This is a genomic window from Bartonella sp. AC130YNZD (assembly GCF_042196865.1).
In the GTDB taxonomy this organism is placed as follows: Bacteria; Pseudomonadota; Alphaproteobacteria; order Rhizobiales; family Rhizobiaceae; genus Bartonella.
The window spans coordinates 1-11,439 of the sequence record NZ_JBHIQZ010000031.1 but is presented as its reverse complement, the minus strand read 5'-3'; the positions used below and the strand labels follow the sequence as shown (position 1 = coordinate 11,439).

Annotated in this window: 18 protein-coding genes and 2 pseudogenes; all 20 read right to left on the bottom strand. The window is 47.0% G+C overall.

What is annotated here, in order from left to right:
• A pseudogene (locus tag ACFINU_RS08285) lies at positions 1-949 on the bottom strand (hypothetical protein); the annotation flags it as partial.
• Positions 942-1,523, bottom strand: coding sequence for a phage protein Gp27 family protein (locus tag ACFINU_RS08280; protein WP_375618964.1), 582 nt, complete (start codon positions 1,521-1,523; stop codon positions 942-944). The gene ACFINU_RS08280 and the pseudogene ACFINU_RS08285, both read right to left, overlap by 8 nt.
• Positions 1,486-1,842 (bottom strand): hypothetical protein, encoded by a 357-nt coding sequence (locus ACFINU_RS08275; RefSeq protein ID WP_375607967.1) that lies wholly within the window; start codon positions 1,840-1,842, stop codon positions 1,486-1,488. The genes ACFINU_RS08280 and ACFINU_RS08275 overlap by 38 nt, the downstream gene beginning before the upstream one ends.
• Positions 1,839-2,153, bottom strand: a complete 315-nt coding sequence (locus ACFINU_RS08270) for a DUF2730 family protein (RefSeq protein ID WP_375607966.1) — start codon at positions 2,151-2,153, stop codon at positions 1,839-1,841. The genes ACFINU_RS08275 and ACFINU_RS08270 overlap by 4 nt, the downstream gene beginning before the upstream one ends.
• Complete coding sequence (locus tag ACFINU_RS08265; RefSeq protein WP_375607965.1) at positions 2,150-2,365, bottom strand: hypothetical protein; 216 nt, start codon at positions 2,363-2,365, stop codon at positions 2,150-2,152. The genes ACFINU_RS08270 and ACFINU_RS08265 overlap by 4 nt, the downstream gene beginning before the upstream one ends.
• Positions 2,358-2,696, bottom strand: a complete 339-nt coding sequence (locus ACFINU_RS08260; RefSeq protein ID WP_375607964.1) for a hypothetical protein — start codon at positions 2,694-2,696, stop codon at positions 2,358-2,360. Before ACFINU_RS08260 ends, ACFINU_RS08265 begins: the two co-directional genes overlap by 8 nt.
• On the bottom strand, positions 2,689-2,976 hold the full coding sequence (locus tag ACFINU_RS08255; protein WP_375618800.1) for a hypothetical protein: 288 nt from the start codon (positions 2,974-2,976) through the stop codon (positions 2,689-2,691). The genes ACFINU_RS08260 and ACFINU_RS08255 overlap by 8 nt, the downstream gene beginning before the upstream one ends.
• Entirely contained in the window at positions 2,973-3,554 is a 582-nt protein-coding gene (locus ACFINU_RS08250) for a glycoside hydrolase family 19 protein (RefSeq protein ID WP_375618799.1), read from the bottom strand. Before ACFINU_RS08250 ends, ACFINU_RS08255 begins: the two co-directional genes overlap by 4 nt.
• Before the next feature lie 87 nt (positions 3,555-3,641).
• Complete coding sequence (locus tag ACFINU_RS08245) at positions 3,642-4,049, bottom strand: helix-turn-helix domain-containing protein (RefSeq protein WP_375614061.1); 408 nt, start codon at positions 4,047-4,049, stop codon at positions 3,642-3,644.
• 6 nt (positions 4,050-4,055) lie between these two features.
• Positions 4,056-4,673, bottom strand: coding sequence for a phage protein GemA/Gp16 family protein (locus ACFINU_RS08240; protein WP_375618798.1), 618 nt, complete (start codon positions 4,671-4,673; stop codon positions 4,056-4,058).
• A 23-nt stretch (positions 4,674-4,696) separates the two neighbouring features.
• Positions 4,697-5,320 (bottom strand): DUF3164 family protein, encoded by a 624-nt coding sequence (locus ACFINU_RS08235; protein WP_375618797.1) that lies wholly within the window; start codon positions 5,318-5,320, stop codon positions 4,697-4,699.
• Positions 5,304-5,582 (bottom strand): hypothetical protein, encoded by a 279-nt coding sequence (locus ACFINU_RS08230; protein WP_375618801.1) that lies wholly within the window; start codon positions 5,580-5,582, stop codon positions 5,304-5,306. The genes ACFINU_RS08235 and ACFINU_RS08230 overlap by 17 nt, the downstream gene beginning before the upstream one ends.
• Positions 5,582-5,857 carry a hypothetical protein gene (locus tag ACFINU_RS08225; protein ID WP_375607958.1) on the bottom strand — a complete coding sequence of 92 codons (276 nt, stop codon included), beginning with the start codon at positions 5,855-5,857 and terminating at the stop codon, positions 5,582-5,584. Before ACFINU_RS08225 ends, ACFINU_RS08230 begins: the two co-directional genes overlap by 1 nt.
• Positions 5,854-6,885, bottom strand: a complete 1,032-nt coding sequence (locus ACFINU_RS08220) for an AAA family ATPase (protein ID WP_375618796.1) — start codon at positions 6,883-6,885, stop codon at positions 5,854-5,856. Before ACFINU_RS08220 ends, ACFINU_RS08225 begins: the two co-directional genes overlap by 4 nt.
• 331 nt (positions 6,886-7,216) lie before the next feature.
• A pseudogene (locus tag ACFINU_RS08215) lies at positions 7,217-9,199 on the bottom strand (transposase domain-containing protein).
• On the bottom strand, positions 9,196-9,654 hold the full coding sequence (locus ACFINU_RS08210; protein ID WP_375618794.1) for a hypothetical protein: 459 nt from the start codon (positions 9,652-9,654) through the stop codon (positions 9,196-9,198). The pseudogene ACFINU_RS08215 and the gene ACFINU_RS08210 overlap by 4 nt, the downstream one beginning before the upstream one ends.
• Positions 9,651-10,607 (bottom strand): ParB/RepB/Spo0J family partition protein, encoded by a 957-nt coding sequence (locus tag ACFINU_RS08205; protein ID WP_375618793.1) that lies wholly within the window; start codon positions 10,605-10,607, stop codon positions 9,651-9,653. The genes ACFINU_RS08210 and ACFINU_RS08205 overlap by 4 nt, the downstream gene beginning before the upstream one ends.
• The gene (locus ACFINU_RS08200) at positions 10,607-11,005 is read right to left on the bottom strand and encodes a hypothetical protein (protein WP_375607614.1); all 399 of its coding nucleotides are present in this window, start codon (positions 11,003-11,005) and stop codon (positions 10,607-10,609) included. The genes ACFINU_RS08205 and ACFINU_RS08200 overlap by 1 nt, the downstream gene beginning before the upstream one ends.
• Positions 10,989-11,129 carry a hypothetical protein gene (locus tag ACFINU_RS08195; RefSeq protein ID WP_375607613.1) on the bottom strand — a complete coding sequence of 47 codons (141 nt, stop codon included), beginning with the start codon at positions 11,127-11,129 and terminating at the stop codon, positions 10,989-10,991. Before ACFINU_RS08195 ends, ACFINU_RS08200 begins: the two co-directional genes overlap by 17 nt.
• A gap of 76 nt (positions 11,130-11,205) precedes the next feature.
• The coding region (locus tag ACFINU_RS08190) for a helix-turn-helix domain-containing protein (RefSeq protein ID WP_375667543.1) at positions 11,206-11,439 on the bottom strand (234 nt) is incomplete at its 5' end.

The following is an 11,439-nucleotide window of genomic DNA, read 5'->3' as shown; positions in this document are numbered from 1 at the left end:
GTTGATGTTCCGATTGATTTTTAAAATCATCCACACAAGCAAAACGCAACACCGCAATACCCGGAACACAACAATTTTCAATCTGCAAACGTGTTAAAGCCGCCCCTTCTTGGTCGGCTGGTATGGCATCTAATTCTTGGCGCATAGCAGCCAAACGCACCCCATAAGAGGCACGAATTTGCTCTTCCCATTGTTGCTCAGATGCTAAACTCCACACCTCCCCCTTCATGGCACAAACCCGTTTAAACAAGCCATTTTTAACAGCGACACCAAAGGGATAACAATGCACCGAAAAAGGCACTTTGCCTGCTCGTGCTTCACGGATCAGTTCATTGAAAGGATTGAGTACACCATTATGGGTGGAGATCACACGGATTTTTCCTCCCCAAATGAGCAAAGCATTGACAGCATCCAAAACAGCGCGCACATCTTGATGAAACGCCGCCTCATCAATCACTACAATGCCCTGTAACCCCCGAATGTTTTCAGGGCGGCTAGAAAGCGCCTCAACCCGAAATCCCGAAGCAAAACGCACCCGATAAGCAGAGATATATTTCGTTGAACCATCCGCCCTTTGATCAGAGAATAAAAATTCCTCCACATCCCCACTGTGGCTTGTAATGGCTCTGGCAAAATTGCTCACATAGCCAATAAATTCACGCCCCTTGTCTCTGGTGTCACCAATATAAAAAACATTATCGCCCCCTGCCTTAACGGTTGCCGCCGCAATAAGAGTATCATCCAAAGCTTCAGCAAAAGTAATACCGGTGCGCCGCCCCTTTTCCACCAATTTTAACGGTGATTTATCCTCAATCCATGCCCGTTGATGCGCCATCAAAACGCCTTCCGCTAAGGGATCACTCTCTTTGGGAAAAGCACTTTTCCGCCAAATATCAAAACCACCTTGATGATCAAAGACATGACTTTTTGAAAAGGGCTGTTCAGCCATGTTTTACCCCCAACACCTGCGCACGTATAGCCCGCGCTGTTTCTTCTGAGAGCCCCGCCGCTGCTGCTGCCACATCAACCGCTTTACTTGCTTTAGTGGTAAAATCCTTCTCTAATCTTTGCCGTCTGGTGGTCGACAAATGTTCAGCCGCCAAAACCCCTTTGAGCGCATTGGCTAATTCTTGTGCTGCTTTTGGCGAAAGGTTTTTCCCACTGCTCAACGTTGAAAAAATCAGTTCTTTAATCGCTGCCGCCGTCAAAAGAGTGATATTATCAGAAGCTTTGGCATCAAAACGCTGAGAGAGGCTTGCGGCAATTTCTCTTGTCTGTTCTAGGCGCCGTGACATCACGGCTAGCCGCAAAGAATAACGATTAAAACTCGAAAAGGAGGGTATAGAAAAGCTTAAACCCGTTTCCTTTCGTAAAGCCTTCAAAGCTGCTTTAAATTCATCATAAATGGCTTTTTGCGTCTTTTCACGCCCGTTTAAAGCCTCAGCAGCAGCAGCAATAATTTGATCACAAGCTTGCGGCAATAAATCAATCGCCGTTAAACGTCCACGCCCGACCTTGCGCATCCTTCACCTCATATTTTATTGATGAACGTTTAGGCCGCTTAATCCCCTCAATGGAAAAGCTTCGGTCTAAATGACGCGCTCCCCGTTCTGTTAATGCCGCAAGAAAAACCGAACCCACACATTTTAACGTAACAGCACCTTGATCTTCCATCCATGCCAGTTCATTATGCACAAAGTCGCGATCGCGCCTGATGCCATAACTGTATAAAAGCCGCTCAATCATCGCACTCGATAAAGTTTCACTGCGCTCACAAGCAAGCCCTTTTAAAATAATCAACCGCGCTTCTTCACGGATGATTTTATCCATATCTGCTTTCATTTCTTGGCATTCTCCAACAAAAACTCTTGCAAGCGCTCACCAATGGCTGCCACCGGTTGTAATTGTGCAGAAAGCGTATTGAGGCGACCATTCAATTTCTCCATATTTACTTCCAATCTTTGCAGCGCATCACGATCAGGCAAAAAATCCATCTCTGTTTCTAACTTTTGCACACGCTCTTTAAGCGCCGTGATATCTTTCAGCATTTCCCGCGCACCGGAAGAAAAATAGGCTCTCAAAACCCCACAAATCGCAATAACCGATAACAATAAAGACAACCAGCCATTGGCAACACTGATATCCAAGTTCACTTAAAAGTCCCCTCTCTTGTGCCTAAAATCGCCCTCTCCGCAGCTTTTCTGCGCTGTTCACAAATCAATAAAGCAGCACGATCACGCCCCCAATAGTGCACCACTTCGCGCGCATTCAAAGCACGCTCTGGCAATAAAGCTGGGCGGGAACACGCCATGCGAACAACAGGCGGCAATTCAACCGATAAAAAATGATAAGAAAGGCTACCCACCGGCTTGTGTGTTGAGCAAGCGCACACGCTCAAGCCCAATGCCACCGCCAGTAACCGGCAACTTCCCATTGACTTCCTCCATTTTGATAAGCTTTTGTTCTAAAGCAGAAATCACCCCTTGCGCTCGATGCTCAGATTCCAACGCTGCTTGTCTTTGTCGCTCTTGTACAAGCAGTGCACGTGCTGAAGCCTTGGCAATCTCCAACTGCCAATACAAATCACGTGCCTTTTCCGCTTTTAAAATTTGCGCTTTCATAAAGCCAAAAGCCGCCAACATCACACTGACAAAAAAAAGCAGACCAAAAGACAGTTTTGAAACAGGGCTAAACATTGCTTTTATCTCCCCACCCCGTTATCTCCACCCCATCATAGGAGCGGCTATGCCGCTTATGGGAATGTTTCCTATTAGAAAAATCCAACGAGCCAAAGCCACGATGCACCCCCAGATTGCCAACAATAATCGCCACCATCGAAGGAATAGAAATGCTCGCCATATCAACAATATGCGGAGCCCCCCACAAACCACCAGAAACGAGCAAAAAAATAACCCCCCAAGCAAACCAAAAAGACCACCATAAATAGAGCCTAGAACCACGATAAGAGGGCTTCATGCTTTCACCTCGCCTCCAAGCCCCAAAAGCTTTTTGGCGCGGTTCAAATAAATCAAACGTTGCACAAGTCCATTCTTGCCCCCATTGATCGCCTTGGTAATCCTGAGATAATCATCTTGATCAGCCAGCCTATTCAAGCCTTTCATTTGCCAAAACCAAACAGCAGACCAAAGCGCTGCTGGAAACTTTTCCAACTCTTCTGGAAAATCTTCACAATCAACCGCTTGTTTATCGACTGAGCACCAAAACCTCGTAAAACGGCGATAATTATTGCGCCCCGTCAACTGGATCAAACCACGCCCCTTAAAGCGCACCCCATCACCAGGGTTGATATTGCCTAAATCACGCCGCCCCTCATAAGCACGCCCAGAGGCATATTCACGCAGGGTAAAAAAGCCATCACTCTCATGCGCACATTGGCTTAAAAAATGCGCAATACGCAACGGTGTTGTGAGTGCCCCATAGGATAAAACTTCAGGCAACACGCGTGCCATTTCAACAATAATAAAATCTTGACGCGCATGATGCGCCAGTTTAGGCGCAAGGCGGTGAAGAAAAGAAGCATCTATTGAAATCATAACAAACCACTCAATGCATAAAAACCCATGCGCAGTTTATCGGATCTCCACCCCCCAATATAAGCCTGACACTGTCAGTCAAAACTCTCAATACTCATAAAACTCTGGAAATAACGAACCTTGTGGTTCTTGCAAAGATATTTTCTTCTTCAAGCGATAGGCTGTACGCACATGCATACCAGAAACAGCAGCGGCAGCATCCACCGACCAGCCTTTTTGCAACGCTTGCACCATTTTTTGCCGCCGTTCAGCATCTCTGCCAAGGGGGATAAGAAGGCGCACTCCCGAACCATTAAAACAAAAATAGTTGATCAATTGCTGCGCTTCTTCAAACCCAACAATCTCAATCAACCAATCCGCACTCTCAAGACGCCCAGGTATATAAACTTCTCGTCCACCAAAAGCCCGCATCATATTCCATGCTGCTTCACTGCCCGCAACATCAGCTATTTCTCGCAATAAGGCAGGAAAATCGCTATAGACTTCCTCTTGCATACATGCTTACCCCTCGCTTTTTACACTTTTACGGATTTTCCGCCCCCAAACATTCATCACTTCTCTAAAATCGCTCCCATTCATCTCGTCCAAAGCTTTACCACTTAACGCCATAACACTTTGATGAAAAGCCCCAAGCTCAAACACAGCATCCAGATTTAAACACTTCCATTGGGCACACAAAATGGAAATGCTTGGTTTCTTCCTCCATGAATCTTCGCGGTTTTTCCCTCTCCAGTCAACCCCACCCTCACGCTGCAACCAACCTTTCAACGCCTCAATGGCTCTGCATGCATCATCGCTATCGCGTAAAAAGCGAATATGATCAACGCCTGTCTGTCTTTTCACAAAGGCAAGCAACGCCTTATCTGAACGATCACGAATAATGCCAAGATTCCACCCAGCAATCCAAAGCGCCTGGAGCTTCTTGGCATATTTTCCCTCTAAAAGCTTGCCATTGACCTCACCCCCATATGCTCGCATTTCTTGCATCACAAAGCGCTGTTCTGAAAAATTCAAATCTTTTGCCGATTGCTTGCCTGTCAATCGAAAAAGCAGTGCGCGATAGGTCTCATCATCAAGACCTAACGCGCGTTTGCCCATATGAATAGCCGCTAAAGACATGGTATCCCCTTATTATCTCCCTTTTATGTCTTGGCTAAATCAAGCGTCACAGCCCGCCAAGGGCTTTCCAATGTATCGCGCTCATAAAAACGCACATATTCCTTAGATGTCGTCACACGGATCGCTTCACGAATGGCACGCATCGCCTCTTTCCAGCGTGGATCATCAATATCCAAACGCAGCAACATAAAGATTTCCCCCCGATTCACCTTACCTTCTTTATCCGTATTAAAAGCACGTGTAATAATCGCACGGATTTCAGGGCGTGCATCCGCAGACCACTCATTCAAACACTCATCAAGAAGGCTTTTAGCAATTTGCAATTGCGGTCCAAAATCAACACTTTCCTGAACTTGCACCTTAATGCGTTGCAAACCATCAAAGCTTGTGTAAGTACAATTGCCCTTTTTGCCACGCCGCTCCACACCATATTCTTGCGCAAGCAAGCTATCAAAACCACTCAAATCCGCAATCGTATGGTTGTTAAAACGTGCAATCCTTGCCGATAATTCTTTCGCAAAACCCATAATTTTGCGCACCGTTTCATCCTCAAGCAAATCCGCAGGGCGGATTAGGCTTACTGGCACCAAAGCCCCTTTCGCATCCTTCATATAACGCGTACCTTCAAGTTCAATTTGTGGATTCATCACCAACTTCCTCCTGTATTTTTTGAAACCGACGAAACGGTAAAACAGAACCCGATAAAGGGTCATATCCCGCTTTCAATTGCCAACGACACCGCATAAGCTCATGACCTAAAATATGATTATAGCCCGCGAGACGACGCAAATAATCATTCAATTCTCGAACATCTTTCGCACTCAGAAAAATGCCCTCCATTTCATGCTTGAGTAAAGCAGAACGCAAAGCAACCAAGCAATCTCTCACCATATAAGGGTTCCGTTCCATCATTTTCCGCCTCCAAAATCCATATGAATAACCGTTCCTTTCTCACCCTCATCACTCTTGGCATGAAGCGCTTGGCTACAACGTAAAGCTTCCACAACTTGGCCTTCCAAAACCGCATCAGCCTCCCCCAAACGGTGAACACTCAACTCCAATTCAAGCAATAACGCCAAATCAACACACAATTTAAGCTTTTCTCCAATATCAAAACCGCATTGATAATCGTCATAAAGACCAACAAGCGTATCGGATAATTCTTTGTCGCATAAAGGGATCATGCCAATTCCTCCACGTCACGGTTTTTCCATGCCGCTTTGACATGTTTAAGGGTCACCTCACACCCATCTCCAAGCGCTGCCATGCGTGCCAACATCATGGTTTTGTCAATTTGCCGCAAAGCTCCTGCTTTCAAACCAATTCCCGTCAAAAACTTTATCGCACCAACATCTTCAATCCCCCAATCATGAATGCGCGCTGCAATATCCTCACTATAGGGCTTGCGACGCTTCAAATGCATCGCCAATCGGCTTTTAATTTGCGCATAAGAGGGACCATTTTGACGATGAACCAACCGTCCAGAGATTTCATCATTGCCAACCAAAGCCAACCCCGTACCATTGATATCAACAAAGTGGCGCAACTGATTAATCGCTTCATCCGTTAAATTTTGCGCCTCATCAACGATCAACAACGTGCCACTGCCCACGCGCTCTAACTTTTTGCCAATAGCACGCGTTAAGCGGGTGGGATTATATTCCACCACCTCCAATTCTGCTGCCATATCATTCAAAATACCATGAACACTACGCGTATGCGGGCTTGCTGTCACCAGATAAACATGCGGGCGGGTCGCGCGGTAATGGCGGCAGGTTTCGGTCTTACCACTGCCCGCATCAAGCGTAATCATCACCATATCCCCCGTACTTTGCGCCAGTGTTAAAGTATCAATGATCTCACTAGCAATTCGATTCCTCTGAAAAGCCGGCTTTTCAGGAATGCGCTCCAAAAACCCCGCTGTTTCCTTTAAAACCTCAACCCATTGTTGAACCTTCGCATTTTGCTTCCCCAACTGTCCCGCATAACTGCCCGCATACCATTGCGAAAACGTCCCATCCGGCATGCCTATGCGCCGCGCCACTTCCGCCTTAGACCAATCATTCATTTGCCCCAAAGCTCTCACTGAATCCACAAGCTCATTCCATAAAGCAATGTCATCACTGTTGCGGTTTTGTGCTGTGCCATTGGGCTGGATTTTAGGTCGCGCCCAAGGATTTTTATCGACCGTTGCATTTATCGCGTTTTTCATGTATATTCCCCTCTGTATTGATTTTAGACTATTGATAAGGGGAAGGGCTCCCACCCGCCCCTTATCTTTTGTCTTCAATAAACATTTAAAGCCGTACGCGATACTAAAACGGCTAACCTTGCAAATCCCCTCTCTTTCTCACACATCAGAGAACTTGCTAACTCCACGCATCTCTCCCGATCAGGCAAAGATACCTAGAAACTTCATGTATTGATTTAAACTTTTAAAGGATTAAGATTCCTCCCCCCCTTTCTTTGTTAACGCTTCAACCCCGCACATGGACCTCAACCGGTCCCCTTAAATCCCCCCTCTCTTTTCCTATTTCCTTATTCTATTGCTTGGGAAACTTGATCACCTCACGCCCCTCATCAGAGGCGGAAAGCTTTCTCAAAGCTTTATGCAAGTGTTGACTAAATTCTCGAGCCCCCAAAGCCTCATCATCGTCTGCTGTCAAAGCTAAATTCCCCACATTGTTTGGCATCAAGCGGCTCACCTTTGGCTTTATCGGAAGCTTCGATTTGAACGCTTCATCTTTTTTCTCAAGGCGCCCATAAACATCGGCCAAGTGATCAGGCGCAAGCTTTGCCGCTAGCTGTTTTTCTGCTTTAACAGCCTTCACATATTCTTTACGCAAACGCCCATTCAAGCGCGCCGCCTGCTGGTCATAAAAACCTACATCACAAAGGCATGGTGCCAGACAAAGCAACCGATTGTTCAAATCATAAACCCGTAAATCCTGATGCAAATTATCCGGATCAAAGCGTACAATCACTTTTTTCCCCGCATGCTCATTCAACGCCCGCGCCCAATAACGATTGCCATAAAAATGGATCTCGCCCGTACCCTTTTGCGCACGCAATGCTTCTGAGGTTAAAAGCCATAAAGCCCGTTGTGCTGCCGTTGCTTGCCGAACTATTGTCCCCTCTGCTTGCAAGCTCTCAGTAAAGGTCTCATCAAAACTGCGCCCCGCACAATTAACCGCCTTACGCCCCGCTTGCGCATTATGCGCCACAATTTGCGCACCAACATGGGCTTTAAACGCTTCAAATCCTATCGCGCGCTTGCCATAATCTTCAGGCTTGGCATCCGGTTTATTGCCCGTATAAGCCCCCGCACAAAAGGGATGTTTAGAAATCGCTTCTGCCAGATCACGCCATGCCCGCTCAATCGGTTTAGACTGTCCGCTATAAGGGGTGGTCCATTGCAATTGCACACCCAAACTCGTCAAAAGCCCTTGCGGATCATCCGGCTTAATCTTAAAACGAAAGCGGTTTTGCACACCTCCAGAAATCCACTTGCTGGTAAAGGCACGCCCATTATCCAAGGTCATACGCTCCGGTATGCCATAAGCTTCTACCATGTCCCCAATCACCAAACGCACGATTTCCTAACTCTCAGCATCCGATAAGCGCCACGATAAAATCTTGCCCGAATAAAGATCTTGAATGGCAATCAGATAAAGCCGCACAGGCTTCTCTGTCCAAGGAACACTCACAAAAACATCCAGCTTATGCCCGTCCATATTCACTGCTTGCAATGCATGCAGGCTGGAGCGATCACGCCGTTGGGCTGGATAAAGCTTTTTTGCCTTTTCTTCTCCCTCACGTGCTAAAACCACAACCGCTTTGGAAATTTGCGCCTTAAAACGACGCCGCAAAGCCCGCTCTGAAGGAATGGGCTCAAAACCCCGCTCCTGCGCAACCGAAACCATGCGCCGATAACACGCCGAAAAAGCAGGTTTAGAGGGGCGCAAATAATCCGAACAAAAAACCTCCCACGCCCCCTCATGACACGGCGCAAATTGCGAAACATTCTCCTCACCATAACAAGGCGCTAAGGCTGCCAACCAATCAGGGCGCTCATACCCTTCAACCATCTGCCGCCAATTAAAAAGCGACATCCGGCTCACACCAAAGTGCACCGCACTCAAACTTGCCGCATCATGCACACCCATACCAGAAACAAGCAAATCATCCATAAAGCAAAGTGCCTTCAAACGCTCTTCACAGCGCCTTTTATGCGCCTTGGAAAGCCCCTCATAACGCACCCAAATACTTGTCTTTTGATCCCTTTTCTCTGTCTTTTCTTCTATACAAATTCCACCAAACCGCACCAACAATGCCGCCCGCGCCCCCGCCGGCAATAACGAAATGTGAACTTCTACAACAGGACGAGAAACCCCTTTAACTTTACGTGTCAAACCACTTTGATGACGCCATGTGGTCGCCAAAATCTTACGCAATCCGCCCTTACTCTTAGGCAACCCTGGCAAAGCTGCCTCAGCCAATTCGGCAATACTAAACCATTCTTTCATGGCTGCCCCCGTTTAATTTGCACCGGCGTTGCGCGCATGGCTTTCAATTGCGCTGCAATCTCCCGCTGTTCCTGCTGCAACCGCGCAATTTCTGCTAACCGCGCCTCATCTCCTTGCAACAGCAACAATCCATCTTCACTCACCACCTCATCCCAGAGCCAATAGGCTTCTGTTGCCCGCACAAAGGCTTTAAACCGCGGCAGGGAAATATCCACCTGCTTACTTTCCGCAACATACGCATCCAAACTCGCCTTACTTAAACAAGTAATCCCTAAATAATGCGCCATACGCTCCGCAATCACACTGCGCTCATGCCGACATTCTCTCAAAGCCCGCGCCATCGCACGCTTAATGCGTGAGCGAAACCGCCCTAAATCAATCTGCGCAACGGGTTCACGACAGGGAAAAACCGGCTTTTGAAAAAAATCAAGCTGCCCGCAACCATGCCTCTTCATGCCTGCTCCTCCCCTCGTTCTCTTGCAAGATAATCACAAAACCGCGCCTTTGTCTGCGCATCTGCCCTCTGCCACACCCCTAATAACTGAGCAAAAATCCGTTCCTGTTCATTAATTTGCGGCGGCGTATTAACCCCATTGACCAAATCAACAGCCCGCCTCAAATCCCCATCAACCTGTTGCAAAGCAATCGCCACCCGCCGTTGCGCAACCGGCTCCATCTTGGCTAATTTCAACAATTGCGCTTGATTATCCGCCAATGCTGTCCCCCGCAAAACAGAGCGTAATTCTGGCTGTAAATACTTGGAAATACGATTAAGTCGTCTCACTGACTCTTCAGATAAACCAATGCGATCTGCCACATGTTTAGCAAAGCAGAAAGCGATCTCTTTGCCACTATCTTCATCGGTATGAGAAATTCGGTCAACTTGACCGAATTTTTTTTCATCATGCAATTGTGCAATGTTTGCACTATTGCTCGGTTGAGCAATATGGTCAACTTGACCCAATTGCTCTAAATGCCCATCACCGTCGATCAAAGGTGCAACTTGCACCTTTGATTTTTTATTCCGACCAATCTTAATCTCCCCATACTTCTTTTCCCACAATTCGCGGTAAGTCTGGACAAAAAGCGCACGGTCAATAACAGACAATTCATTGCGAAACAGGTTTTCAGCAACCTCTAAAAGCGCGGCATTGTCCTTATCAGCCTGCACCACAACGGCATCAATATCACTATAGCCCAAAAGCTCAGCAGCACGAAGCCGATGCGCACCAGCAATAAGCGTATAATTGCCCTCTTTAGCATTGGGGGTATGGCGCACCGTAATCGGATTCATCAATCCCTCCCGCGCCATTGATTGTGCAAGTGCCTTGGCATGCTCATCATCCACAGGGCGTATACGCTCCGGTACCACAATCACATCAAGAGCAAGCTTTTGAAACTGTGCCATCACGCCCCCACCTTTCTGATCTCTTTAAAGAACAAATCCATCGCACGCCCCGCCCATCTTCGATAAGCTTTCGCAAATACAGGTTCTTCCAAACGCCGGTTAATCACTTGCATAGATAGAGAAATAGAAGTCCGCTGACGTGCCTGTATCGCAACAATACGCCGCCGTGGCACCTCAAACTGATAATGCAAAATATGAATAACAATCTGTCGTGCTAACGCTGCATCAAATAAGCCATGCGGGGGGTCAATAATATACCGGATCGGCAGATGCTTAAATCCACTACTCACGGCTTTTAAAGAACAGGAAAGCATCACCTGTAAACGTTCAACTTCTGAATAAGGATTAACGATATCGTTTCTGACATCTGGGGTCCATAAATTATAAGCAGCAACCATAACCACCCCCTATAAAAACAATATGACCACCATCTAACCGCCAGAACCAACCCATCCAAACGGCTGTTCTATGATGCAACTCTATGCAATTTATCTTGCCTATTTCGTACTGATCTTTAGACATTGATAAACCTTTTTATCTTATGGTATTTAAATTCATGGCAAATGCGTATGACACACGCAAAGCCGTGTAACGAAGTTCAAGCAGCATTACCGCGCAAAGCAGAATGCGCACGTGAATCTGTGTTGGCATGTTTTGCTGCTTTAAAAATGCGACGGCGACTTTTGGGGTAGCGGTCGCTAAAAACCTGCTCGACGGGCAAACCGATAAAATCGGCAATAGCACGTTCAGCTTTCTCGTTAGACCGTGTCCAGATATGTTGAACACTGGATGACGATAGTTGATAAGCTTTCGCGAGCTCCGCCAAGGTCAT

Bases quoted from the DNA above. Each gene is read 5' to 3' on its own strand.
- ACFINU_RS08225 (WP_375607958.1), bottom strand. From the start codon at position 5,857: ATGATCCCTTTATGCGACAAAGAATTATCCGATACGCTTGTTGGTCTT.
- ACFINU_RS08260 (WP_375607964.1), bottom strand. From the start codon at position 2,696: ATGTTTAGCCCTGTTTCAAAACTGTCTTTTGGTCTGCTTTTTTTTGTC.
- ACFINU_RS08245 (WP_375614061.1), bottom strand. From the start codon at position 4,049: ATGCAAGAGGAAGTCTATAGCGATTTTCCTGCCTTATTGCGAGAAATA.
- ACFINU_RS08210 (WP_375618794.1), bottom strand. From the start codon at position 9,654: ATGAAGAGGCATGGTTGCGGGCAGCTTGATTTTTTTCAAAAGCCGGTT.
- ACFINU_RS08220 (WP_375618796.1), bottom strand. From the start codon at position 6,885: ATGAAAAACGCGATAAATGCAACGGTCGATAAAAATCCTTGGGCGCGA.
- ACFINU_RS08240 (WP_375618798.1), bottom strand. From the start codon at position 4,673: ATGTCTTTAGCGGCTATTCATATGGGCAAACGCGCGTTAGGTCTTGAT.
- ACFINU_RS08200 (WP_375607614.1), bottom strand. From the start codon at position 11,005: ATGGTTGCTGCTTATAATTTATGGACCCCAGATGTCAGAAACGATATC.
- ACFINU_RS08275 (WP_375607967.1), bottom strand. From the start codon at position 1,842: ATGAAAGCAGATATGGATAAAATCATCCGTGAAGAAGCGCGGTTGATT.
- ACFINU_RS08230 (WP_375618801.1), bottom strand. From the start codon at position 5,582: ATGGAACGGAACCCTTATATGGTGAGAGATTGCTTGGTTGCTTTGCGT.
- ACFINU_RS08235 (WP_375618797.1), bottom strand. From the start codon at position 5,320: ATGAATCCACAAATTGAACTTGAAGGTACGCGTTATATGAAGGATGCG.
- ACFINU_RS08280 (WP_375618964.1), bottom strand. From the start codon at position 1,523: ATGCGCAAGGTCGGGCGTGGACGTTTAACGGCGATTGATTTATTGCCG.
- ACFINU_RS08205 (WP_375618793.1), bottom strand. From the start codon at position 10,607: ATGGCACAGTTTCAAAAGCTTGCTCTTGATGTGATTGTGGTACCGGAG.
- ACFINU_RS08195 (WP_375607613.1), bottom strand. From the start codon at position 11,129: ATGTCTAAAGATCAGTACGAAATAGGCAAGATAAATTGCATAGAGTTG.
- ACFINU_RS08250 (WP_375618799.1), bottom strand. From the start codon at position 3,554: ATGATTTCAATAGATGCTTCTTTTCTTCACCGCCTTGCGCCTAAACTG.
- ACFINU_RS08255 (WP_375618800.1), bottom strand. From the start codon at position 2,976: ATGAAGCCCTCTTATCGTGGTTCTAGGCTCTATTTATGGTGGTCTTTT.